This window comes from Marinobacter salexigens (genome assembly GCF_018860765.1).
GTDB classification, from domain to species: domain Bacteria; phylum Pseudomonadota; class Gammaproteobacteria; order Pseudomonadales; family Oleiphilaceae; genus Marinobacter; species Marinobacter salexigens_A.
Genome location: NZ_JAHKPV010000001.1, coordinates 627,676 through 651,579, shown reverse-complemented (window position 1 = coordinate 651,579; position 23,904 = coordinate 627,676). Strand labels below are relative to the sequence as shown.

Genomic DNA, 23,904 nt, shown 5'->3' with positions numbered 1-23,904 from the left:
AATAATGTAAAAGCCCTGTTCAGTTCTTCTCCGGCTTTTGCCAACCGGAAATATTTCGCTGGCGGCCTCTGGCCACGGCCAGTTCATGCTCCGGCACATCCTTGGTAATCGTCGAGCCAGCGCCAACAGTAGCACCTTCCCTTACAGTAACCGGGGCAACCAACGAACTGTTGGATCCAACAAACACGCCATCCTCCAACACCGTCTGGTATTTATTCACGCCGTCATAGTTGCAGGTAATGGTGCCCGCACCCACGTTTACATGGGTTCCCAGCGTAGCATCACCCACGTAGCTGAGGTGGTTAATTTTGCTGCCTTCGCCAACGATGGTTTTTTTAGTCTCAACAAAGTTGCCCACTTTGGTATTGGCCGCCAGTTGTGTGCCGGGGCGCAATCGCGCGAAAGGCCCAACCTGTGCATTTGGGCCAACACTGGCTTGCTCGATAACACTATGGGCATGAATCTGAGCGCCATCCGCAATGTTGGCATCGGTAATCACACAGCCGGGTCCGATGGATACATGGCTGCCCAAGGTCACCTTGCCATTAAAAACCACGTTTACATCAATCAGTACATCGTTGCCGATACTAAGTTCCCCGCGCACATCCACTCGTGCGGGGTCAGCCAGCGTTGCTCCTTCGGTCATCAAACGATCGGCTTCTCGGCTTTGGTGCCATCGCTCAAGTTCAGCCAACTGCAAACGGTTATTAACCCCCTGTACTTCGAAGGGATTGCCCGGCTGAGCGACGTTGACGGTCATTCCAGCCTGCACAGCCATGGCGATGATATCCGTAAGATAATACTCGCCTTGAGCGTTGCTGCTAGAGAGCTGGGGTAACCAGTCTTTTAAATGTCGGGCGCTAACCGCGAGAATGCCCGTGTTTACTTCTGTAATAGCCAGCTGTTCTGCACTGGCGTCTTTTTGCTCAACGATGGCGGTAACCTGCCCTTTCTCATTTCGCAAAATTCTGCCATACCCTTGCGGGTTATCCAGACTGACGGTTAACAACCCCAACGTGGTTTCATCCAAATCCTGAACGAGCCCTTGGAGAGTTTCGGCGGCCGTCAGCGGCACGTCACCATATAGCACCAGCACCCGCGCATCGTCCGGGAGTTCCGGTAGCGCCTGAGCAACGGCATGGCCAGTGCCCAATTGCTGTTCTTGCATTACCCAACTAACGCTATAAGCGGTGGAGGCCGCCTTAACCTGATCAGCACCATGGCCAATAACGCCATGAACCTTCTCAGCGCCAAGCGTTTCGGCGGTATCAATCACGTGATGAAGCATGGCTCGCCCAGCCACTTTGTGCAGTACCTTTGGCAGCGATGATTTCATCCTTGAGCCCTGACCGGCGGCCAAGATAACAACGTGCAACGGTGACATGGGGCAACTACTCCCTTACGTGGTGGGGTTCTATTAATGGTAGTTCGCACAACAAAAAAGCCGCACCTCGTAGTGGAAGCCAGCATCGTAAAAGCCTTTTCAGGCCATACAACACCCGCTACCCACGCCGGGATGCGGCTTTATCGGGGCAAGCTCTGCCAGAGCGTTCTAGCGAACGTTCTTGCGCAGCTTTTGCAAGGTACGTAACTGAGCGGCCGCTTCGGCCAGCTCTGTAGCCGCACGATAATACTCAAACTCACCCGTCTTATTCGCCAGTGCTGCTTCGGCGTCTTTCTGAGCCTGCACAGCGGCAGCCTCATCAACGTCTTTGGCACGCACCGCCGTATCGGCCATCAAGGTTACAAGGTTTGGCTGTACTTCCAGGTAACCCCCGGAAACGTAAAGGATTTCCTCTTCGCCACCTTGTTTGATGATCCGGACTGCCCCCGGTTTAAGGGCGGACAGCAACGGAGCATGGCCAAACTGAATGCCCAACTCACCCTCGGTGCCGGTAGCGATAAGCATCTCTACCAAACCGGAGTAAATCTTCTTTTCAGCGCTTACGACGTCGCAATGTACTGTCATAGCCATATCTCTAAGCCTCTTGGGTCAGAAAGTGAAAGAGGATTACTTAGCTTCTTTCGCTTTCATGGCCTTCGCTTTTTCGATGGCTTCGTCCATAGACCCGACCATGTAGAAAGCCTGTTCAGGCATATCGTCATAGTCGCCGTTCAGGATGCCTTCGAAGCTGCTGATGGTGTCTTTCAGAGACACGTACTTGCCCGGCGAACCGGTAAATACTTCAGCAACGTGGAACGGCTGAGACAAAAACCGCTCAATCTTACGGGCGCGGGAAACAGTCAGCTTGTCTTCTTCAGACAGCTCATCCATACCCAGAATAGCGATGATATCTTTCAGTTCCTTGTAGCGCTGCAGAACGTTCTGAACACCACGGGCAACAGCGTAGTGCTGCTCACCAATCACCAACGGATCCAATTGACGGGAGGTGGAGTCGAGCGGATCGATCGCAGGGTAGATACCCTTGGAAGCAATGTCACGGCTCAATACCACAGTCGCGTCAAGGTGCGAGAAGGTGGTGGCAGGAGACGGATCAGTCAAGTCATCCGCAGGTACGTATACCGCTTGGATAGACGTGATTGAGCCATCTTTAGTGGAGGTAATACGCTCCTGCAGCTCACCCATTTCCTGGGCCAGAGTCGGCTGGTAACCTACCGCTGAAGGCATACGGCCCAACAGTGCAGATACCTCAGTACCAGCCAAGGTGTAACGGTAAATGTTGTCTACAAACAACAGTACGTCACGGCCTTCGTCACGGAACTTCTCAGCCATAGTCAGGCCGGTCAGTGCTACACGCAGACGGTTTCCTGGGGGCTCGTTCATCTGGCCGTAAACCATGGCTACTTTATCAAGAACGTTGGAGTCCTTCATTTCGTAGTAGAAGTCGTTACCTTCACGAGTCCGCTCACCAACACCTGCGAATACGGAAAGACCGGAGTGCTCCTTCGCGATGTTGTTGATCAGTTCCATCATGTTTACGGTTTTACCAACACCGGCGCCACCGAACAGACCAACTTTACCACCTTTGGCAAACGGGCAGATCAAGTCGATAACCTTGATGCCGGTTTCCAGAAGGTCAGCGGAAGCTGACTGGTCTGCATAACCTGGTGCTTTGCGGTGAATACCCCAACGCTCTTCTTCACCAATTGGGCCGGCCTCGTCAATGGGGCGTCCCAGAACGTCCATGATACGGCCCAGAGTCTGGGTGCCCACGGGTACGGAAATTGGCTTGTGTGTATTTTCTGCTTTCAGGCCTCGCTTGAGACCCTCGGTGCTGCCCATGGCGATGGTACGAACAACGCCGTCGCCCAGCTGCTGCTGAACTTCCAGAGTTGTCTCGCCACCTTCAAGCAGCAGTGCGTCGTAAACGCCTGGCACGGCGTCACGTGGAAATTCCACGTCGATAACCGCGCCAATGATCTGAACGATGTGTCCGCTACTCATGCTCGGTTCCTCGTTATCTTAATAGTCAATAAAACCAGTAGGATTGTGGCGGATCAGACCGATGCCGCGCCGCTCACAATTTCCGAAATCTCTTGCGTAATGGCTGCCTGACGAGCTTTGTTATAAACCAGCTGCAACTCGTCAATAATGTCACCGGCGTTATCGGTAGCACTCTTCATGGCAATCATCCGTGCCGCCTGTTCGCAGGCAAGATTCTCTACCACGCCCTGATAAACCTGGGACTCAATAAAACGTGGTAGCAGCCCGTCCAGAATCGGACGCGCATCCGGCTCATAGATGTAATCCCACTGGCGACCAATATCTTCTTCCGTGCCTTCCGGCAGTGGCAGAAGCTGCTCAGCTTTCGGCATTTGTGTCATGGTGTTCACAAACTCGTTGCTCACCAGATACAGGCGGTCAATCTTGCCTTCTCTGAATGCATCGAGCATCACCTTAACGTTGCCGATCAGCGTTTCCGCACTGGGGTCATCACCCAAATGCGTTAGCGCAGCAATCACGTTTCCGCCGTAGTTGCGGAAGAATGATGCACCTTTCTGCCCGATAGCACAGAGATCGGTTGCGACACCTTTTTCTTTCCAGTCGCGCATTTCGCGCACGAGCAGTTTGAAAACATTCGCGTTCAAACCACCGCACAAACCGCGATCGGAGGAGACAACGATGTAGCCAACACGTTTCACCTCACGCTCAACCATGAACGGGTGGCGGTAATCTTTATTGGACTTGGCGATGTGTCCAATTACCTGCCGCATCTTTTCTGCATAGGGGCGAGTTGCCTGCATACGCTCCTGAGCTTTACGCATTTTACTCGCAGCGACCATTTCCATGGCGCTGGTAATTTTCTGCGTGCTCTTGATGCTGCCGATCTGGTTACGTATTTCTTTTCCGATGGCCATATGTCACTGCCCTTTCAAGTTAGACACTCTTTGGGACCAACAAACCCGCCGCAGCGGGCATTGGTATTACCAGGTTTGAGTGGTCTTGAATTTCTCCAGAGCAGCTTTGAGGCCAGCGGCAATTTCATCGTTATATTTGCCTTCAGCACCGATTGTTTCGAGCAGTTCTTTCTGCTCTGACCGCATCCAGTCCAACAACTGGGCTTCAAACTTAACAACCTTGTCGACGTCTACATCGTCAAGGAAGCCTTCGTTTGCGGCAAACAGAACCGTACCCATTTCAGCCACAGACATTGGGCTGTACTGGTTCTGCTTCATCAATTCGGTAACACGTTGACCGTGCTCAAGCTGCTTACGCGTGGCTTCGTCCAGATCCGATGCAAACTGGGCAAAAGCTGCCAGCTCACGGTACTGAGCTAGAGCCAGACGGATGTTGCCACCCAGTTTCTTCATGATCTTGGTCTGGGCTGCACCACCTACCCGCGATACCGAGATACCTGCGTTCATCGCCGGACGAATACCGGAGTTAAACAGGTTGGTCTCAAGGAAGATCTGACCATCGGTGATGGAGATTACGTTGGTCGGTACGAAAGCCGATACGTCACCAGCCTGAGTTTCGATGATTGGCAGAGCCGTCAAAGAACCGGTCTTACCTTTCACTTCACCGTTGGTGAACTTCTCAACGTATTCAGCGTTTACGCGGGAGGAGCGCTCCAATAGACGGGAGTGCAGATAGAAAACATCACCCGGATATGCTTCACGTCCTGGCGGGCGACGCAGCAACAGGGAGATTTGACGATACGCAACGGCTTGCTTAGACAAGTCATCGTATACGATCAGGGCGTCTTCGCCACGGTCACGGAAGTATTCACCCATGGTTGTACCGGCGTAAGGTGCCAAGAACTGCATGGATGCAGGATCTGCAGCACCGGCGGCTACCACAATGGTGTGGTCCATCGCGCCATGCTCTTCCAATTTGCGCACAACCGCAGCAATGGAAGACTGCTTCTGGCCAACCGCGACGTATACGCATTTGATACCAGAGTTTTTCTGGTTAATGATCGCATCAATCGCAACGGCGGTTTTACCGATCTGACGGTCACCGATGATCAGCTCACGCTGGCCGCGGCCAACGGGAACCATGGTATCGATGGCTTTCATACCCGTTTGTACCGGCTCGTCAACAGACTGACGTTCGATAACACCCGGTGCTACTTTTTCAACGGGATCAGTCTTAGTGGTTCCCAGATCGCCTTTTCCGTCAATCGGGTTGCCCAAGCCGTCTACAACACGGCCCAAAAGCTCCGGGCCAACCGGTACTTCCAGAATACGGCCGGTGCAACGTACTTTCTGGCCTTCGGCCAGATCTTCGTAGTCACCCAGTACCACGGCGCCAACTGAGTCGCGCTCAAGGTTCAACGCCATACCGAATACGCCATTGGCGAATTCGATCATCTCGCCGTACATAACGTCGGCCAGACCGTGGATTAGCACAATGCCGTCTGCTACAGACAGGATGGTGCCTTCATTTTTTGCTTCAGAAGAGATGTCGAGTTTCTCGATTCTCTTTTTGATGATGTCACTGATCTCGGATGGATTCAGTTGCTGCATGCCTTTGTCCTCAAACCTTTTGCTGAAATCAGGAGCCCAGTGCTTTAGCCATTTTGGCCAGCTTGCCACGGACTGAAGCGTCAATAACCAAATCGCCGGTATTCACCACCACACCGCCGATCAAAGTACGATCGACAGAGGTTTCCAAGGCGACTTTACGCTCTAGTTTTCCGGACAATGCTTCTGCCAGCTTTTGCTGCTCATCGGCGGTCAGTTCATACGCCGTGCTCACCTTCATATTAACTGTGCGCTCAAGTTCCGCACGGTAGAAGGCAAACAGGGTTGAAATTTCCGGCAGCAGCGCTAGGCGCTTGCTTTCAGCAAGAATCAACAGGAAGTTTCTGAGTGCTTCAGGCATCTGTTCTTCTGCAGTATCGAAAAACAGCTCTGCCTTGCGTTGCTCAGACAGGCCAGGATTGGCCAGGATTTTCTTCACAGCGTCGTCCGCCGCCAACAAACCAACAAAGGCAAGTGCCTGATCCCAGGAATCAACGGCGTCTTGCTCTTTAGCGGCGTCAAAAACGGCTTTCGCATAGGGCCGGGCTAACGTTATCAGTTCTGCCATGGGACCCTCGCTTAGAGTTGTGCGGCCAGCTTGTCCAGCATCTCGCTGTGAGCTTTGGCATCGACAGAGGTTTCCAGGATCTTCTCGGCACCGGCAATGGCAAGCAATGCCACTTCTGTCCTAAGTGCGTCGCGAGCCTGAACACGCTCCTGCTGAATTTCCGCCCGGGCCTGCTCAATGAGCTTTTCACCTTCTTTGCGAGCATCGTCTTTTGATGCTTCCACAATCTGGGCGGCGCGCTTGTTGGCCTGATCAATAAGAACAGCAGCTTCTTCTTTGGCTTGCTGCATTTGCTGGGCTGCCTTTTCCTGAGCTAGCTCAAGATCCAGTGAAGCCCGGTCAGCAGCAGAAAGACCATCAGCAATTTTCTTCTGGCGCGCTTCCATGGCTGCCGTAATTGGCGGCCATACATACTTCACGCAGAACCAGACGAAAATAGCGAAGGCAATCGATTGCCCTATTAACGTAAGGTTTATATTCACGGCAATATACCTCTTGCTATTCGTTGCGTGCTGGAAACCGAAAAACCGGGCGCCAGCCTCTGATTATCAGAGTAGCGCCCGCATCTCTGGTCTGTGTTAGCCAGCAACAACGAAGATCAGGTACATCGCGATACCAACACCGATCATCGGAACGGCGTCCAGAAGACCAGCCATGATGAAGGTCTTTACCTGCAGTTGGTTAGCCATTTCTGGCTGACGAGCGGTTGCTTCAAGCAGTTTTCCGCCCAGGATACCAAAGCCAATACCGGTGGCCAGTGCGCCCATACCGATGATGATCGCTGCTGCAATAAATACCATTTCCATTGAGAACTCCTCAGTTTTTCAGATAGTTAAGGGTTTGCTTTTTAACGGGTAAATCAGTGATCTTCGTGCGCCGCCGCAAGATAAACTATTGTCAGCATGGTGAAAATAAACGCCTGCAGCGGAATTACCAGAATATGGAAAATGGCCCAGGGCACGTTCAGAGTCCACTGCGCCCACAATGGCAGCAGTGCAATCAGAATAAACACAACTTCACCGGCGTACATATTACCGAACAGACGCAACGCCAGGCTGATGGGCTTAACGATGAGTACCAGAATTTCCAGTACAAGGTTCACCGGAATCAGCGCCCAATGGTTGAACGGTTGCATGCCAAGTTCTTTAGCAAAACCGGTAACACCTTTTATTTTCAGGCTGTAGAAGATAATCAGCAGGAACACGCCAATAGACATACCAAAGGTCGCATTGGGGTCTGTGGTAGGTACGATCTTGAAGTACTCAAGCCCCATAGCGTGTGCAATAGTTGGAATGTAATCCACCGGAATCAGCTTAAGCACGTTCATTAGCAGTATCCACACAAAGATGGTCAATGCTAATGGTGCAATCAGGGGATTACGGGCATGAAAGCCGTCTTTTACCAGATTTTCAATGAACTCTACGGTGACTTCTACCAAGTTTTGCAAGCCACCTGGGACGCCTGTAGTGACGCGTTTGGCCACGAAACGGAATAGTCCCAAAAACAGGACACCCATTGCGATCGACCAGCCTAGGGTATCTACGTGGATAGCCATGAAGCCCATATCTGATGCTTCCTGCGCAGTGCGAGCGAAGGTCCAGCCAGACTCACTCATCACGCTGCCGTCAAAACGCTCATAGCCAGCATCAAGCTTGCCATAGGTCAGATTTTGGAGGTGGTGCTTTATATACTCTACTGGGGTATCAGCCATTCTGCTCTCGTCCCATCATCGCCGTGGTTGCGGCCGTATCAGCCAGCGCAACGCGCCACCTGCTAAGACCATCACAGCAAAAGTGAATAACAGAGCCGGAACGTATACCGGCTCCATTAAAGTGAAAACGGCCGCGAAAAAAATTGCGGTAAGGGCGATTTTGGTGGTTTCCGCCCTGAACAAATTCCCCACCATCAGGTGCGCATTACGGGCGCCCTGGTCACGATAAACCCGATTTACAAACCAGGCATTTGGCACTATAAAGATAAGACCGCCGATAAATGCGGAATAACCGGCCAAAACACTGTGAAGTGACCATAGAAGGCTGATAATGAACAAGCCTGTAAACTCTATGATCAGCCAACGGGCCAAGGGAACGTGGGTGATTCGAGATTGCCGAAATTTCATATCACCGCCATCATTCCAATCGCGCGAAATTATATGTTTTAAGCACTTGTTGTTCAACCAGACTCTGCACGAAATCTGGCCAAAACATACTCAAACTAGCGCTAAGAATCACCATTTACCACACAACTTGTGGTTAGCGCCTGTTGTGGTCACGACATCTGGTGGTTATGGTACTTTCAGCCGATATGCTGATTTTAATGTCCAATTAGCGGATATGACCAAGAATACCGTCCAACTCGTCCAGTGAACTGTACTCAATCACTAACTTACCCTTGCCGCGCTGACCGTGGGCAATCGATACTTTTGCCCCCAAACGTTCGGCAAGGTCATCTTGCAAGGCACGAATATTGGGGTCTATGGCACCGGTTTTTGCAGGTGTTCCGGCTTCTGCGTTTTGCTGAATCCGACGCACCAGATCTTCAGTCTGGCGCACGGACATGGATTTTGCGACAACCTGCTTCGCAACCTGCACCTGCTGCTTCGGTGAGAGCGTCAACATGGCCCGGCCATGACCCATTTCCAAGTCACCGTGTTCCAGCATTAACCGTACATCTTCGGTCAAGCCAATCAGGCGCAGTAGATTGGTAATAGTGGTGCGGGACTTCCCAACGGCTTCGGCTACCTGAGCTTGGGTTAAACCAAATTCTTCCTGCAATCGTTGGAGTGCGAAGGCCTCTTCAATGGGGTTGAGGTTTTCCCGCTGGATATTTTCAATAAGCGCCATGGCAATGGCAGCTTCGTCTGGCACATCGCGAATGATGGCAGGAATACTGTCCAACTCCGCCATCTGGGTTGCGCGCCACCGGCGCTCACCGGCAATCAGCTCGTAACGGCCTTCGGCAATCGGGCGAACCACAACAGGCTGCATCACGCCCTGCTGGCGAATGGAATCCGCCAGCTCCTGAAGCGCAGCGGGATCCATATCACGCCGGGGCTGAAAACGACCGCGCTGGATCAGATCGATGGGAACCTGTCGCAACTCACCGTCGTGATCTTTCAGTTCCTGATCCAGATTAACTCTGGAACCGGCTAGCAAGGCTCCTAGCCCACGCTCGCCCAATCCTCGTTTCTTCGCCGCCATGGTATCAGTCATTCTTCCCGTTGATGGTGGTTGTGTATCTATAAAACCTAGCGAGGGGGTATGTTACACCGCAACCTGAGCCGGTGTCTTTTTTGCCCCGTGGCGACGCACCATTTCTCCAGCCAATGCCAAATAGGCAATAGCCCCTTTGGACAGCTTGTCGTACTTCAGGGCTGGCATGCCATAGCTCGGCGCTTCTGCAAGGCGTACGTTACGCGGAATAACCGCGCGATAGACCTTTTCACCAAAATACTCATTGAGCTGACTGGACACATCCAATGTGAGGCTGTTCCGAGGGTCATACATGGTTCTTAAGATGCCCTCTAGCTCAAGGTTTGGGTTCACGGATTCCTTAATTTGCTCCACGGTATTCATCAGTGCCGCCAAACCCTCTAGCGCGTAGTACTCGCACTGCATGGGTATAAGCACCGAGTCCGCCGCTGAGAGCGCGTTAACGGTTAGTAAACTTAGTGACGGCGGGCAATCGATCAAAATATAGTCGTAATCGTCACGAACGCCGTTTAGGGCAAGCCTAAGCCGGTGTTCCCGGCCAATCTCATTCATCAGCTCCACTTCGGCAGCAGTCAGGTCGCCGTTGGACGGCATAATGTCAAAGCCGGAAGCTTCTGCCGGGATAATAACTTCAGCAGCGGAGGCGCGCTTGGTCAGCAGGTCGTAGCCGGAAAGTTGCAGAACGTTTTTGTCCACGCCACTGCCCATAGTAGCATTGCCCTGAGGATCCATATCCACCAGCAGAACCCGACGTTTGGTGGCGGCCAATGAGGCAGCAAGGTTGACGCAGGTGGTGGTTTTGCCCACACCGCCTTTCTGATTGGTCACTGCAATCACGCGCGCCATGTCTTGCCTCCTTGTTCGTCAATACAGTTTCTGAAGACCGCTATTGAATACAGTTGCGGGTTACCGGGGCTAATCTCTAACTGGACTCTGATCGGGTTACCACCAGCAGGTGTCTCTCACCGCCAGCACAGGGTACTTCTAGAGAATGACTGGATGATACCTGCCAGCCTGCAGGAAGGGCAGCTACCTCATCATCCGGATACTGACCTTTCATGGCAAGGAAGCTCCCGTCACGCGCTAACAGATCACCACACCAAGCTACCAGATTATCCAAAGCGGTAAACGCCCGGCTGCTGATTTGGCTAAACGGGTGCTCGGGTTTGCAGTCTTCGGCGCGGCCATGAATAACTTCCACGTTTTTCAGGCCAAGTTCCAGAATACACTGCTGCAGGAAACGGGTTTTCTTGCCATTGCTGTCCAACAGTGTGAAACGCTTTGCAGGCAACACAATAGCCAGAGGGATACCCGGCAAGCCGCCGCCAGCACCCACATCTAACAGGTGCTCTGTAGTTACCCAAGGCAAAATACTAAGGCTGTCGAGCAACTGCCGGGAAACCATTTCGCTTTCGTCCCGCACCGCGGTGAGGTTATAGGCTCGGTTCCATTTATTGAGCAGAGCCAGAAACGCCAGCAGTTGTTGTTGCTGGTCTTCGTTGAGGGAAAGTTGCATTTGCGCCAGCCCCTCAGAGAGCTGGCGCTGCCAGAAAGATTGAGTCATAACCGCGTTCAGGCGCTCTGTTTGCGCAAAAGCTCGCGCTTCTTCAGGTGTACTAGAACCTGCGAGATTGCTGCTGGTGTAACACCCTGAATACGGGATGCCTGAGCAACCGTCTCAGGACGTACCTCTTTGAGCTTCTGCTTGATCTCGTTAGACAAGCCACCGATCACATCGTAATCCATGTCGATAGGCAACGCGGTATTCTCATTCCGGCGCAAGCGCTCAATTTCATCTTCCTGGCGCGAAATATAGCCTTCGTATTTGATTTCGATTTCCACTTGCTCTGCCACAACGGGGTCATCTGCCTGGGCAGCACCGATTTCAGCAACATGGTTGTAAACAATTTCCGGGCGACGCAGCAACTCTGCCAACGTGTGATCCCGAGTCATTGGCTGCTTGAGAAAAGCGTTGGCTCGTTCACCTGCTTCGGTAGCAGGATGGATGCGAGTAGACTCCAGACGTTTGCGCTCGGTGGCTATGGCTTCACACTTGTCACTGAATTTTTGCCAACGTTCGTCATTGACCAGCCCCAACTTACGGCCAGTCTCTGTGAGGCGTAGATCGGCGTTGTCTTCACGCAGAATCAGGCGGTACTCCGCGCGGCTGGTGAACATACGGTAAGGCTCTTTGGTGCCCATGGTGATCAGATCGTCCACCAGCACCCCAAGGTAGGCTTCATCCCGGCGCGGGTACCATTCGCTCTTTTCCTGAGCGCGCAAAGCCGCGTTGATGCCCGCCAACAAGCCCTGAGCACCCGCTTCTTCATAACCCGTGGTGCCGTTAATTTGACCAGCGAAATACAGACCCTGAATAAACTTGGTTTCGAGCGTGTGGCGCAAATCCTGAGGGTTCAGGTAGTCATACTCAATGGCGTAGCCCGGCCGCGTAATGTGGGCGTTTTCAAAACCCGGAATAGAACGCACCGCCGCAAGCTGGATATCAAACGGTAGACTGGTGGAAATGCCATTGGGGTATAGCTCATGGGTGGTTAGGCCTTCGGGCTCTACAAAAATCTGGTGCGAATCCTTGTCGGCAAAACGGTTAACCTTGTCTTCAATAGACGGGCAATAGCGCGGCCCAACACCTTCTATATTCCCCGCGAACATGGGCGAACGGTCAAAGCCGCTACGAATAATGTCGTGAGTCTGCTCGGTGGTACGGGTTACATAGCAGCATACCTGTTCCGGGTGCTGATCTCGGCTGCCGATAAAGGACATAACCGGTGCCGGGTTGTCGCCCCACTGCTCCTGCATCACAGAGAAGTCGACAGAGCGGGCATCGATGCGCGGTGGTGTACCGGTTTTCAGGCGGCCTACGTTAAAGGGCAACTCTCGTAACCGCTGCGCCAGCGCGTTGGCGGGTGCATCGCCTGCGCGCCCCCCGGAATGCTGCTGCATGCCAATGTGAATAACCCCGCCAAGGAACGTGCCGGTAGTCAGTACCACTGTTTTAGCATTGAACCGGATGCCGGTCTGGGAGACCACACCGATCACCTGATCGTTTTCCACAATCAGATCGTCTGCCGCCTGTTGGAACAGGGTGAGGTTTGGCTCGTTTTCGAGCGTATGGCGAATCGCAGCCTTGTACAGAACTCGGTCTGCCTGAGCGCGGGTAGCCCGCACGGCCGGACCTTTACGGCTGTTAAGCACGCGGAACTGTATACCTGCAAGATCGGTTGCCTGAGCCATGGCGCCGCCAAGGGCATCGATCTCTTTTACCAGATGACTTTTACCTATACCTCCGATGGCCGGATTACAGGACATCTGGCCCAGCGTTTCAATGTTGTGGGTCAACAGCAGGGTTTGGGAGCCCATGCGTGCCGCCGCAAGTGCGGCTTCGGTACCGGCATGGCCACCACCAATGACAATAACATCGAAACGGGTCGGAAAATCCACAGCTCACCTCGGAAATCGGGGGATAAAATCAGGGCGGGGAGTATAACGTTTCACTTGAGAAATTGCAGTCAGAATGTGCAATTTTTAACCAGAAGCGACGATAGATTATATTCGTTAAATCTTGAATCCCTAGACAATGGTCTAGTCTCTGCTGCTTTTCGCAGTTTGGAGAACATAAATTACCGGCTTTTCATAGGCTTGGGCAACTCTCCTCACAAAAGTTTTCAATAAAGTTATCCACAAAAACTACTACTCACCAAGAAGCCTTTATTGACAGACAAGACCTTGTTTTAATTGTATTTATTAAAACCTATTCAGAGCTTGTCCGCAGCTTATCCCAATAATTATCCACAGACTCTCACCCAGCTTTATGCCTCAGGCGCCACACGGCTATGAGCACAATCCCGTTAACCAACGACAACAGCAGGAAGAAGCCCGGAATAGCTACGTCGAGAATGCCGAGCACCACTATGCCCGTGAGCGCACTCACCACCATGAAGAGTGCGTTAATCACATTCAGTGCAGCAATAATACGTGCCCGCTTGTTTGGCGGGGTTTCATGCTGGATAAATGCATAAAGGGGCACGATGAATAAACCACCGCACACCCCAATGCCCACCAAATCAAACAATACCCGGATGTAAACCGGGTCAGTCATCAGCGTCCACCAAGTCGAAGGTTGCGGGTTCACTGGCACTGCAAAAAACAGATCTACTCCCAGCAGAGTCAGGCCAAGGGCTCCCCATGGCACAGGCGCAAGCGTGATGCGATGTTTAGTAAGCCGTTCGCACATCATGGAGCCGATGGAGATACCCACAATAAACATAGACAACAACAGAGTGACAACGGTTTCATCACCCTGAAGGTTGCTGTAGGCAAAGCTGGGGAACTGGGTGAGATAGGCGGCACCCAAAAACCAGAACCAGGAGATAGCCAAAATGGCCCAGAGCACAGGCTTACGCTCAGCGGCGACACTCATCAGATGCCAGGTTTCCAGAATCGGGCGGAACGGGATCACTTGCTCGCTACTAGCTATGCCAGTTTGTGGCACTTTTCGAGCCGCGAGATAGCCTACAACCGCCATTGCCACCACACCGACTGCTGTAAGTTTGGCCGCCGCCTCAAGACCCATCAGTACACCAGCAGCTATGGTTCCAAGCAAAATGGCCACGAAAGTGCCCATGCTCACTAGGCCATTACCGCCCACCAGCTCGTCGTCACTCAGTACCTGCGGCAAAATGGCGTACTTTACCGGCCCGAAGAACGTGGATTGGGTGCCCATCAGGAAAAGCAATATCAATAAGCCTTCGTACCAACCAAACCAGAGCGCCAAAGCCGCCATGGCCATAATGCCTATTTCGGCCAGCTTAACCTTGCGAATTATGGCCGACTTCTCGTAACGGTCTGCCATCTGGCCTGCAATGCCGGAAAACAGGAAAAACGGCAAGATGAACAAAAAAGCTGCCAGGTTAATCACTGTATTAACCGAAAGCCCCATCAAACCGGTGGTCTGGTAGGCAATCAGCAGCAGCAGCGCGTTTTTATAGAGATTGTCGTTGAAGGCCCCGGAAAACTGGGTGAGATAAAACGGCAAAAAGCGCCGCTGCCCCAATAAACGGAACTGACTGTGTATGGCCATGTAAGCATCCGGGTTGCTAGGTTTCGCTTCAGTCTAACGAATTTGCCTGAGGCAGAGACGCTTGACGTTCCAACTCATGCTCAACCGCATTTGCCGATTTGGCAAAGCCAGCCAGCAGATTATAGAGCACCGGAATGATAAACAAGGTAAGTGTGGTCGCAAAGATCAGCCCGCCCAGAATCACCATACCTATCGCCGCCCGGCTTTCCGCACCGGCTCCCGTCGCTATAACCAGAGGCACTGCACCAAAGACGGTGGATATAGTGGTCATCAACACGGGCCGGAAGCGCAAGGAGGCTCCCTCCAGAATTGCATCCTTCACCGCGTAACCTTCATCCCGCAGTTGGTTGGCAAACTCTACAATCAATATGCCGTTTTTTGACATAAGCCCCAACAGCATGATGATCCCTATCTGGCTATATATATTCAGGCTAATACCGCTCCACCACAACGCCAGCAGTGCACCGGTTACCGCCAATGGCACCGGAAGCATGATGATGAGCGGGTGAATCCAGCTTTCAAACTGGGCCGCCAACACCAGAAATACGATAATAAAGGCCAAACCAAAGGTGACATAAATCGCCGAGGACGATTCCTGGAATTCCCGGGACATGCCCCGGTAGCTCACCCTTGCTTCGGGCGGCAGGTTATCCACAGCCAGATTGTTCAGGTAAGTCAGTGCCGAGCCCAAATCGTAGCCATCTCCTAACGACGCGCTGACTACCACAACCGGCAGTCGGTCGATACGGCGTAAATCTGGGTTTGCGCCAAGCTCGTCAACCGTTACCAGAGCCTGCAGGGGTATGAGTGTGCCGCCCTCTCTAGGCCGCAGAAAGATCTGCCCTAAATCAGCTGGCGTAGCACGGTCGGCGTCGGCCGCCTGCACAATCACATCGTATTCGCGGCCACGATCCTGATAGGTGGTCACCTGCCGGGATGCCAGCATGGTTTGCAGCGTCAGGCCAACATCCTCGATGGTGATATCCAGATCGGCCGCCCGCTCGCGATCAATTTTCAGGAGCAACTCTGGCCGGGTGAGTTCGAAATCCGTTTGCACGTTTAGCAGATCCGGATTTTCCTTAGCCAAAGCAACGATTTCCTCACCCCAAACTCGGGCGGATTCGTAATCCGGGCCAGCAATAACAAATTCTACCGGTTGGCTAAAGCCTCTCTGGCCCAGCCCCGGCGGGTCTATGGCTACAATCCGCATCCCTGCAACATCACGCAGTTTGTTGCGTATTTCACTGGTAATCTGCTGCTGTTTTATGTCCCGCTCTTCCCATGGCGCAAGGCCCATGATCATGAAGGCGTTGTCTTCCTCGTTTCGGAACCCGACAATAGAAAGCAGGCGACTGGCGACACCGGATTCCAGATAGGGTAGAAGTTTCTCTTCAGCCTTGCGTGCGTAATGGTCAGTAAACTCCACTGTGGAGCCCCGAGGGGCATTAGCGGGCATAATGATAACGCCTCGGTCTTCCGTAGGTGCCAATTCCTGAGGCAATTGCGGGTAGATAACTACAGCAACAACCAGCCCCACAAGCCCCAAACCCAGCACTAAGCCCGCCTGATTGAGAGAGAATCGCAGCAGACGTTCATAGCCGTTAGTAAGGCCGTTCAGCACTTTCTCGCTTGCTGCCCAAAACCGATGCCCTTCCGCACTCTCGGGACTGTGTCTGAGCCACTTTGAACAAAGCATCGGGGCAAGGGTAAGCGCCACCAGACTGGACACCACCACCGCTGCTGCCAGCGTAAAACCAAACTCCGCAAACAGCCGCCCAATGTTGCCCCCCATAAACGAGATGGGCACAAACACCGCCACCAACGTCAGCGTTGTAGCAATAACCGCGAAGGCCACCTGCTTGGCGCCGCGATAAGCCGCCAGCAACGGCGGCTCACCTCCATCAATACGACGCTGAATGTTTTCCAGCATCACTATGGCATCGTCCACCACCAGACCAATGGCAAGAATCACCGCCAGCAAAGTGAGTACGTTAACCGAAAAGCCTAGAAATCCGAGGCCAATAAAGGCACCGATCACTGCTACAGGAATGGTTACGGCGGGAATCAGGGTTGCGCGCCACGAACGCAGAAATAGGAAGATCACGAGAATGACCAGAGACACGGCAATGGCCAGAGTGGTCATTACCTCGCTAATGGAAGCGCGGATAAAAATGGATTCATCGTAGCTTTCGGTAATAGAGATTTCCGGGGGTAGGGTTTCCCGTATTTTGTCCAGCTCAGCTCGGACAGCATCCGATACCGCCACAGTATTGGCCTTGGATTGGCGAATAATACCCATGCCGATGGCCGTTTGGCCGTTGGCCCGCAAACGTCCAATATCGGACTCCACGCCCATGTGCACATCCGCAACTTCTCCAAGACGCAGCAATTGATTGCCATCCCGGCGAATCACCAGTTCACGGAATTCTTCAACTTTGGTCAGGCGGCCTTCTGTGCGAACGGAAAAGTTGCGCGTGGAAGAATCTACCGAACCCGCCGGTAATTCCACGTTATTGGCACGTAATGCCCGCTCTACCTCGGCCACGGTAATATCCCGGGCGGCCAGACGCTCCCGGTCGAGCCACACGCGAATGGCATAACGGCGCTCGCCACCAATGCGCACATCGGCAACGCCGTCCACCACAGCCAATCTATCTGCCAGAACCCGGTCCGCATAATCACTCAGTTCGGCACTGTCCCAGACCTCGCTACGCAAAGTTACCCACATCATCGGGCGGGCATCGGAATCCGCTTTGCGGATAATGGGTGGGTCCGCCTCGTCCGGCAGCTGGTTGGCAACTCGGGATACCGCATCGCGCACATCGTTGGCGGCGATATCTACATCCCGGGAAGTGGAAAACTCGATACTGGTGCGGGAATCGCCTTGTTCGGTAGAGGATTCAATGGTCCGAATCCCTTCAATACCACTAATCGCCCCCTCGATCACTTGGGTAATCTGGGTGTCCACCACATCGGCGGCAGCGCCGGTGTAATTCGTGGAAATCGACACTATGGGCGGGTCAATATCAGGATATTCACGCACCGGAAGGCCCATTAGGGCAGTCAAGCCAAACACCACAATCAGCAGGCTGAGAACCGTGGCAAAAACCGGGCGTTTTATGGAAATATCTGAAAGTATCACCGCTTACGACCCCACAACACTGGTGAACCGATTATCGGGAATGGCGGTTTCATCATCCACTACCCGGATACGTTCACCACTGCTCAGCCGATCCTGGCCGGTTACAATCACTTGGTCATCGGCCGTTAGTCCTTCAGCAACTTCCACGCTCCCGGGCATGCGCGCACCCAAGGTGACGTTCACACGTCGGGCAATTCCATCTTCCGCAACAAACACATATTTCTCTGCACCACGGAGCATCACCGCCTGCTCCGGAATAACCAGAGCCTGCCGTTCACGCAAGGTCAGGCTCACAGACATGAATTGCTCCGGGCGCAAACGGCCCTCAGTATTATCGATAAGCGCGCGGACCGGTAAAGAGCGGCTTAGCTCGTCAATACGGCTGCCCAACTCAACCAGTACGCCACTGAACATCAAGTCGGGATAGGCGGACGATTTGCCCTGCACTTTCTGGCCGGGGCTGATCTGGCCAAGAAAGCGCTCGGGAACGGAAAAATTGAGTTCCATGCGAGAGGTGGCATCCAGTGTGGTTACCCGTGTACCCGCCGTTAAATATGCACCAATGCTAATATCACTTAGGCCTGTTACACCGGCAAACGGCGCTTCTATAAGGTGGTTTTCAAGCCGAACACGGGCCGCGGCATGCTGGGCTTCAGACACTTCTACGGCTGTTCGGAGTTCATCCACCAAAGACTGGGAAATACTGTTTTTGTCTCTCAGACTCCGGGCGCGCTCGTATTGGCGCCGGGCGTCTGCCAGTTGCGCTTCGATAACACCCAGATCTGCCCTTGCCTGCCGATCATCCAGCCGCAACAGCACATCACCCTGCTTCACCTGCCGGCCGGATTTCAGGTTGATCTCCATCACACGGCCGCTTGTTTCTGTGGTTAACTCAACGGCATTCACCGCTTTCAAGTTACCAACCGCCGCTACCTGATCGCGCACGGTGTCGGTTACTGGAAGTACAGTGTTAACTGCACTGGCTGGTCGCTCTTGGGCAACTTGCTCCTGCACCGGGCCAACGAAGTTGCGATAAGCCAGAGCACCACCAACTGCCAATACCACCAGCAGCAAACCGATCAACCATTGCTTCAACATAAAATTTTCCAGCAGACAGACCGGCTAATGCCGGGTGTTATTTTTTCTGAATCACAAGTACAAGCTCACCGACATCAACCCCCCATTTGCTCATAGTGGTTTGGTTGATCAAGGTATCGGGCGTAACAAGATACATCCAGTCGTCCATTCGCACATCCACAGTTCCATCACCATAGGCTATGCGAAGCACATAATTCATATGAATGGTATTCCCACTCCACCGCATGGTGCCGGGCTCTACCACATCGCCCGCCTCGGCATGATAGCTATCGGCAGTATCCGAAGGCGTTAGGGTCCAAATCCGGGTTTGGACTTCGCCGTCATCAAAACGGAATTCTTCATCCAGCGTACCCACCCCAGTGTTGTCCCAAGATGCTGAAATATCCGCATCAAATGTGCGAATCACTTCACCGGACATGTCCTTGACCACACCACGGGCACTAAGTTCACCGCTAAAAAAGTTTTCTGGAACAAGCTTGGGGCCACGCTCTGCGTAGTCGGTTAAAGCTGGCCCGGAACACCCACTCAACAACCCCAAAACCGTTATAAAAATGAGTATAGAGCGCTTACCTATTTTGGGAATCATAGAACGCGAGTTTTGCATCTTTTTTACACTAGCCATAGGGCTCTCCAAAGGGCTTTTTAAGTCAGAAATTCCATCAAAAATTCACAGTTCAACGCGTGTTACTTAAATACGCCCAAGGGTGGGTCTTCGATCAAAAGATACTTAAGGCAGAGCTCATTAACTGTCTTTATTGACATTGCGTTGGGCGCTTTTCGTCAATGGAAGCCGAAGCGGAATGCCGTAAAACAACAACCAACTTTGCAATGAATAGCCCTACTTTCAGATTTTCAGACCTGTACAGAGGATTAATTATGCCGGTATACAAGGCGCCTTTGCGTGACATGAAGTTTCTGCTTAACGACGTGTTTGATTACCCAAAACACTACGCCTCTCTGGCCAGTGGGGAGAACGCAACCCCGGATATTGTTGACGCGATCCTCTCCGAGTGCGCTCGCTTCTGTGAAGAACAGCTGAGCCCCCTTTACCAGCCTGGTGATGAAGAAGGCTGTACGCTTAAAGATGGCGAGGTAACCACCCCGAAAGGCTACAAAGAAGCCTATAACCAATATGTGATGGGCGGCTGGCAAGGGCTCTCTGCCCCGGAAGAATTCGGCGGGCAGGGCCTACCTGCCTCCATGGGCCTGCTGAAGCAAGAGATGATGGGCACCGCGAACTGGTCGTTCTCCATGTACCCGGGCTTGTCCATGGGTGCCATGAACACCATCTTTTTGCATGGTACTGACGACCAGAAAGACACCTATCTTACGCCGATGACCGAGGGCCGCTGGGCCGGCACCATGTGCCTGACCGAGCCCCAGTGCGGCACTGATCTGGGCCAGGTAAAAACCAAAGCCGAGCCACAGACAGATGGCACCTACAAGGTTACCGGCACCAAAATCTTTATTTCTTCCGGCGACCACGATCTTACCGAGAACATTATTCACATTGTTTTGGCTCGTCTGCCGAACGCGCCCAAGGGCACCCGCGGCATCAGCCTGTTCATTGTGCCCAAGTTTGTACCCACAGCCGAAGTTGGCGTAGGTGAGCGTAACGCCGTGGTATGTGGCAGCCTCGAAAAGAAAATGGGCATTAAGGCATCTGCTACTTGTGTGATGAATTTCGATGGTGCAACCGGCTACCTGATCGGCCCCGAGAACGAAGGTCTGGAGTGCATGTTCACCTTTATGAACACCGCTCGTATCGGTACCGCCATTCAAGGTGTTGGCCCCGCTGAACTCTCTTATCAGTGGGCTCTGGACTATGCCAAGGAGCGCCGCTCCATGCGCGCACTTTCCGGTAAAAAGGACCCGGACTATGTAGCCGATAGTTTGATTCACCACGCCGATGTGCGCCGCATGCTGCTCACCCAGAAAGCCATTGCCGAAGGTGGCCGCGCCATGCTGTATGACGCTGCTCGCTTGGCAGACCATATGGTTGAAGGCTATTCCGCTGGCGATGAGAAAAAGGCAGCCAAGTACGATGACAAACTGGGCTTTTTGACCCCGATTCTGAAAGGTTTCCTCACGGAACTGGGTAACGAGGCAGCAAACCTTGGTATGCAGGTGTTTGGAGGCCACGGCTACATTCGCGAACATGGCATGGAACAGATTGCCCGGGATACCCGGATTGCCACACTGTACGAAGGCACCACCGGTATTCAGGCGCTGGATCTACTTGGCCGCAAGGTATTGCTAACCACCAAAGGTGGTGCGGTTCGTGATTTTACGGCCCGAATTGCCAATTTTGCTCGCAAGCATCTGACCGACAGCCGATTACGTCCCTTCGCTCTGGAACTGCTTAAACTCACGGCTCAGTGGAACCTACTCACGATGCGGATTATGTTTGCAGCCCGCAAAGATCGTGACGTTGTCAGTTCCGCTTCGTACGACTTCCTGATGTATAGCGGCTACGTGACTATGGCTTACATGTGGGCTCGACAAGCTGTTGCGGCAACTAATTGTCTGGATAAGGGGGGCAATGAATCAGAAGCTTTCTATAACACTAAGCTGGCAACTGCAGACTTTTATTATGAGCGTTTACTCCCCAGAGCTCAGGCACACGCAAGCAGTATGCTGAGCTCTAGTAAAAATCTGATGCAAATAAGTGCGGACGATATGGCCTTCACTGGATAAGTTATCCGGTGATTTTTGTCCCGGGTAGTTTCTACCCGGGAATTTTTATAGTGCGTGCTCGTGTCTACAGGCCATATTTCGTACCAATAGCGTCAAATATTCCGTCTTTCTTCGTGATTTCAAGAGCTTCGTTGAGCTCTTCAATAACCTCATCGGGTGTATCCGGGCTCATTGCTAGATATAGATCAACATCGTTAAACGAGAACACCGGAACCAAGCCTTCAACATCCTGTTGCGAGGCCAGATAGGGACCTGCAAGGCGCTCTGCAATCCATAGATCAATTTGACCTAAAACCAAACGCTTGGGATTGAGGTCATCACTGTCAATCACAGACACATCATATCCACGTTTAAGGAGGTACTCGCTACGGACATCATTGCGATAGCCTCCAATGGTTTTCCCTTTTGCATCCTCAAGCTTTTCCATTGTAAACGTGCTTCCCGGCGGCGCAAAAACCGTCCAAAGATTCTGCGCCAATGGCCCAACCCACTTGAACAGGGGCGCGCGCTCTTCCGTGTAAGTTGTGCAGAAAATACCATGGTTAGCTTTCGACAAAGCCCGGTTATAGCCATAATTCCAGTTACGCAATTTGATAACGTAATCCAAATCCGTGGCTTGCAAAATGGCTTTCACCATTTCTGTGCAAATGCCATCGATACTGTTTTCATTGTGCTCAAAGGCACGCCCAGTCGCACTCATATTGTACGGAGGGAAGTTCTCAGTATAGAGGTACAACTTTTCCGATGCGGAGGCAGGCACCGCCGCCAAGCTCCCGAACAAAGCCAGCATTAGCGCTATTAGACGAACACCTTTACACACAGATACTCTCCTTCTATCTCTCACAATCTCTAGAAAACGTCCCGAAACATGACCTCTCGACACATCAGAAAGCAAACTACGAAAGTGTAGTTCAAGACGAGTAGAGTTTGTATTTAAAGGTGTATCGTTATGTAAAACAGCATTCGGAGGTGTGGATATGGCCAAGTTAGAATGGCTCTGTCACCCCGAATAAGCAGAGTTCGGAATAACAGAGCCAAACAAATTTTAACTCATTGCTTAGCTCACTGCGGCGCGACCATGGATTCCGGTTTCGGGGTATCGTCGGTGCTTGGTGGCAGCTCAGGATATCGTACTTCGGGGATTTTTCCTGTCAGGGTTTTCAGGAAAGCAGTGATGGACTTAACTTCCCCATCATTCAGTTCTGCTCCCAATTGAGCGGTACCCATAACAGCAACAGCTTCTTCCAGACTCCAAACTGCACCAGAGTGGAAATAAGGCGCGGTCAGCTCGATATTCCTCAGAGGAGATGCCCTAAATACATATTCATCAGAAGCGGTCGAGGTTACTGCAAAACGGCCTTTGTCGCCGGTAGGCAGAATGTCGGCACCAGGTTTGGTCACCAGACCAAACGGATAGTATGCCTGACCGCCCAGATTAACGCCGGCGTGGCAGGCCACACAGCCCTTATCCATAAACAGCGCCAATCCTTCCTGTTCCTGCTCGTTCAAGGCTGTTTTATCACCACGCAGGAATTTGTCAAAATCGGCATCCGGCGTAATCAGCGTTGCTTCATAGGCCTCAATTGCTATAGCCATATTGTTGAAAGTTACCGGGTTATCCTCACCGGGAAAGGCTTGGCCAAACTTCTCAACATAAGCTGGCATGCTGGACAGGGTTTTTACCACGCGCTCCGGCGTGCTGCTCATCTCTACGCCCGCCTGAACCGGCCCTTTCGCCTGCTCCGCAAGGTCCGCCGCCCTGCCATCCCAGAACTGGGCAGCGTTAAAAACAGCGTTGAATACCGTAGGCGAGTTTCGTGGCCCCTTCTGCCAACCGTGGCCGATAGAAACAGGAAGGTAATCGTGCCCACCCATGCCTACGTTATGGCAGGTATTGCAGGAAATCAGGTGGCTTGCAGACAAGCGGGGCTCGAAAAATAGCATTTTGCCAAGCTCAAGTTTTGCTTCGGTCAACTCATTGCCATCAATAACTGGTGGATACTGGGGTATCGCCGAAAACATGTCCCGCGCACGATCCTGCAAGTCCACCGCCATTGCGGTTCCTGCAGTAATACCCAGACTGACAGCGATAGCCAATTTAAGTGTTTGCCGTTTCATTTTTCTGCTCTCTCATTTGCGGGTAGTTACTACATCTCAAGCT

Annotated in this window: 21 protein-coding genes; 1 reads left to right on the top strand and 20 read right to left on the bottom strand. The window is 52.6% G+C overall.

What is annotated here, in order from left to right; genetic code table 11:
• Positions 1-19: 19 nt before the first annotated feature.
• The 18 genes from glmU to KO508_RS02805 all read right to left on the bottom strand — a co-directional run bounded on the left by glmU (position 20) and on the right by KO508_RS02805 (position 19,632).
• The gene (gene glmU / locus KO508_RS02890; protein ID WP_216006814.1) at positions 20-1,384 is read right to left on the bottom strand and encodes a bifunctional UDP-N-acetylglucosamine diphosphorylase/glucosamine-1-phosphate N-acetyltransferase GlmU; all 1,365 of its coding nucleotides are present in this window, start codon (positions 1,382-1,384) and stop codon (positions 20-22) included.
• Positions 1,385-1,552: 168 nt separating this feature from the next.
• On the bottom strand, positions 1,553-1,975 hold the full coding sequence (locus tag KO508_RS02885; protein WP_216006813.1) for a F0F1 ATP synthase subunit epsilon: 423 nt from the start codon (positions 1,973-1,975) through the stop codon (positions 1,553-1,555).
• Between the two features lie 36 nt (positions 1,976-2,011).
• Entirely contained in the window at positions 2,012-3,406 is a 1,395-nt protein-coding gene (atpD, locus tag KO508_RS02880; protein ID WP_216006812.1) for a F0F1 ATP synthase subunit beta, read from the bottom strand.
• A gap of 53 nt (positions 3,407-3,459) precedes the next feature.
• On the bottom strand, positions 3,460-4,320 hold the full coding sequence (gene atpG, locus KO508_RS02875; RefSeq protein ID WP_200363853.1) for a F0F1 ATP synthase subunit gamma: 861 nt from the start codon (positions 4,318-4,320) through the stop codon (positions 3,460-3,462).
• A gap of 66 nt (positions 4,321-4,386) precedes the next feature.
• Positions 4,387-5,931 carry a F0F1 ATP synthase subunit alpha gene (gene atpA, locus KO508_RS02870; protein ID WP_216006811.1) on the bottom strand — a complete coding sequence of 515 codons (1,545 nt, stop codon included), beginning with the start codon at positions 5,929-5,931 and terminating at the stop codon, positions 4,387-4,389.
• Positions 5,932-5,959: 28 nt separating this feature from the next.
• Positions 5,960-6,496 carry a F0F1 ATP synthase subunit delta gene (locus tag KO508_RS02865; protein WP_216006810.1) on the bottom strand — a complete coding sequence of 179 codons (537 nt, stop codon included), beginning with the start codon at positions 6,494-6,496 and terminating at the stop codon, positions 5,960-5,962.
• Positions 6,497-6,507: 11 nt separating this feature from the next.
• Complete coding sequence (locus KO508_RS02860; RefSeq protein WP_200363847.1) at positions 6,508-6,978, bottom strand: F0F1 ATP synthase subunit B; 471 nt, start codon at positions 6,976-6,978, stop codon at positions 6,508-6,510.
• 96 nt (positions 6,979-7,074) lie between these two features.
• On the bottom strand, positions 7,075-7,302 hold the full coding sequence (atpE, locus tag KO508_RS02855) for a F0F1 ATP synthase subunit C (protein ID WP_014873137.1): 228 nt from the start codon (positions 7,300-7,302) through the stop codon (positions 7,075-7,077).
• 53 nt (positions 7,303-7,355) lie between these two features.
• Positions 7,356-8,207 (bottom strand): F0F1 ATP synthase subunit A, encoded by an 852-nt coding sequence (atpB, locus tag KO508_RS02850; RefSeq protein ID WP_216006809.1) that lies wholly within the window; start codon positions 8,205-8,207, stop codon positions 7,356-7,358.
• A 15-nt stretch (positions 8,208-8,222) separates the two neighbouring features.
• Complete coding sequence (locus KO508_RS02845) at positions 8,223-8,615, bottom strand: ATP synthase subunit I (RefSeq protein WP_216006808.1); 393 nt, start codon at positions 8,613-8,615, stop codon at positions 8,223-8,225.
• 205 nt (positions 8,616-8,820) lie between these two features.
• Positions 8,821-9,696 (bottom strand): ParB/RepB/Spo0J family partition protein, encoded by an 876-nt coding sequence (locus KO508_RS02840; RefSeq protein WP_216007312.1) that lies wholly within the window; start codon positions 9,694-9,696, stop codon positions 8,821-8,823.
• Between the two features lie 63 nt (positions 9,697-9,759).
• The gene (locus tag KO508_RS02835; RefSeq protein WP_216006807.1) at positions 9,760-10,554 is read right to left on the bottom strand and encodes a ParA family protein; all 795 of its coding nucleotides are present in this window, start codon (positions 10,552-10,554) and stop codon (positions 9,760-9,762) included.
• A 76-nt stretch (positions 10,555-10,630) separates the two neighbouring features.
• The gene (gene rsmG / locus KO508_RS02830; protein WP_216006806.1) at positions 10,631-11,272 is read right to left on the bottom strand and encodes a 16S rRNA (guanine(527)-N(7))-methyltransferase RsmG; all 642 of its coding nucleotides are present in this window, start codon (positions 11,270-11,272) and stop codon (positions 10,631-10,633) included.
• A gap of 8 nt (positions 11,273-11,280) precedes the next feature.
• Entirely contained in the window at positions 11,281-13,167 is a 1,887-nt protein-coding gene (gene mnmG / locus KO508_RS02825) for a tRNA uridine-5-carboxymethylaminomethyl(34) synthesis enzyme MnmG (RefSeq protein WP_216006805.1), read from the bottom strand.
• A 358-nt stretch (positions 13,168-13,525) separates the two neighbouring features.
• The gene (locus KO508_RS02820) at positions 13,526-14,806 is read right to left on the bottom strand and encodes an MFS transporter (protein ID WP_216006804.1); all 1,281 of its coding nucleotides are present in this window, start codon (positions 14,804-14,806) and stop codon (positions 13,526-13,528) included.
• Between the two features lie 28 nt (positions 14,807-14,834).
• Positions 14,835-17,948, bottom strand: coding sequence for an efflux RND transporter permease subunit (locus KO508_RS02815; RefSeq protein WP_216006803.1), 3,114 nt, complete (start codon positions 17,946-17,948; stop codon positions 14,835-14,837).
• A 3-nt stretch (positions 17,949-17,951) separates the two neighbouring features.
• The gene (locus tag KO508_RS02810; protein WP_216006802.1) at positions 17,952-19,046 is read right to left on the bottom strand and encodes an efflux RND transporter periplasmic adaptor subunit; all 1,095 of its coding nucleotides are present in this window, start codon (positions 19,044-19,046) and stop codon (positions 17,952-17,954) included.
• 37 nt (positions 19,047-19,083) lie between these two features.
• Complete coding sequence (locus tag KO508_RS02805) at positions 19,084-19,632, bottom strand: DUF3833 domain-containing protein (RefSeq protein WP_216007311.1); 549 nt, start codon at positions 19,630-19,632, stop codon at positions 19,084-19,086.
• A gap of 290 nt (positions 19,633-19,922) precedes the next feature.
• On the opposite strand from KO508_RS02805, the gene KO508_RS02800 reads away from it, so the two are divergent.
• The gene (locus KO508_RS02800) at positions 19,923-21,743 is read left to right on the top strand and encodes an acyl-CoA dehydrogenase C-terminal domain-containing protein (RefSeq protein ID WP_216006801.1); all 1,821 of its coding nucleotides are present in this window, start codon (positions 19,923-19,925) and stop codon (positions 21,741-21,743) included.
• A gap of 64 nt (positions 21,744-21,807) precedes the next feature.
• Here KO508_RS02800 and KO508_RS02795 read toward each other — a convergent pair whose 3' ends face one another.
• Together KO508_RS02795 and KO508_RS02790 are read right to left on the bottom strand one after the other, a co-directional pair.
• A complete protein-coding gene (locus tag KO508_RS02795) occupies positions 21,808-22,563 on the bottom strand; it encodes a substrate-binding periplasmic protein (protein ID WP_354667995.1) in 756 nt (251 codons plus the stop codon).
• Between the two features lie 242 nt (positions 22,564-22,805).
• On the bottom strand, positions 22,806-23,861 hold the full coding sequence (locus tag KO508_RS02790; protein ID WP_216006800.1) for a cytochrome-c peroxidase: 1,056 nt from the start codon (positions 23,859-23,861) through the stop codon (positions 22,806-22,808).
• Positions 23,862-23,904 lie beyond the last annotated feature (43 nt).

What these genes read in the sequence shown, in the direction of transcription:
- rsmG (WP_216006806.1), bottom strand. Translation starts at nt 11,272, where the DNA reads ATGACTCAATCTTTCTGGCAGCGCCAGCTCTCTGAGGGGCTGGCGCAA.
- KO508_RS02810 (WP_216006802.1), bottom strand. Translation starts at nt 19,046, where the DNA reads ATGTTGAAGCAATGGTTGATCGGTTTGCTGCTGGTGGTATTGGCAGTT.
- KO508_RS02790 (WP_216006800.1), bottom strand. Translation starts at nt 23,861, where the DNA reads ATGAAACGGCAAACACTTAAATTGGCTATCGCTGTCAGTCTGGGTATT.
- KO508_RS02800 (WP_216006801.1), top strand. Translation starts at nt 19,923, where the DNA reads ATGCCGGTATACAAGGCGCCTTTGCGTGACATGAAGTTTCTGCTTAAC.
- KO508_RS02865 (WP_216006810.1), bottom strand. Translation starts at nt 6,496, where the DNA reads ATGGCAGAACTGATAACGTTAGCCCGGCCCTATGCGAAAGCCGTTTTT.
- KO508_RS02835 (WP_216006807.1), bottom strand. Translation starts at nt 10,554, where the DNA reads ATGGCGCGCGTGATTGCAGTGACCAATCAGAAAGGCGGTGTGGGCAAA.
- atpE (WP_014873137.1), bottom strand. Translation starts at nt 7,302, where the DNA reads ATGGAAATGGTATTTATTGCAGCAGCGATCATCATCGGTATGGGCGCA.
- KO508_RS02805 (WP_216007311.1), bottom strand. Translation starts at nt 19,632, where the DNA reads ATGATTCCCAAAATAGGTAAGCGCTCTATACTCATTTTTATAACGGTT.
- KO508_RS02820 (WP_216006804.1), bottom strand. Translation starts at nt 14,806, where the DNA reads ATGGCCATACACAGTCAGTTCCGTTTATTGGGGCAGCGGCGCTTTTTG.
- KO508_RS02845 (WP_216006808.1), bottom strand. Translation starts at nt 8,615, where the DNA reads ATGAAATTTCGGCAATCTCGAATCACCCACGTTCCCTTGGCCCGTTGG.
- atpA (WP_216006811.1), bottom strand. Translation starts at nt 5,931, where the DNA reads ATGCAGCAACTGAATCCATCCGAGATCAGTGACATCATCAAAAAGAGA.
- glmU (WP_216006814.1), bottom strand. Translation starts at nt 1,384, where the DNA reads ATGTCACCGTTGCACGTTGTTATCTTGGCCGCCGGTCAGGGCTCAAGG.
- KO508_RS02885 (WP_216006813.1), bottom strand. Translation starts at nt 1,975, where the DNA reads ATGGCTATGACAGTACATTGCGACGTCGTAAGCGCTGAAAAGAAGATT.
- KO508_RS02840 (WP_216007312.1), bottom strand. Translation starts at nt 9,696, where the DNA reads ATGGCGGCGAAGAAACGAGGATTGGGCGAGCGTGGGCTAGGAGCCTTG.
- atpB (WP_216006809.1), bottom strand. Translation starts at nt 8,207, where the DNA reads ATGGCTGATACCCCAGTAGAGTATATAAAGCACCACCTCCAAAATCTG.
- atpD (WP_216006812.1), bottom strand. Translation starts at nt 3,406, where the DNA reads ATGAGTAGCGGACACATCGTTCAGATCATTGGCGCGGTTATCGACGTG.
- atpG (WP_200363853.1), bottom strand. Translation starts at nt 4,320, where the DNA reads ATGGCCATCGGAAAAGAAATACGTAACCAGATCGGCAGCATCAAGAGC.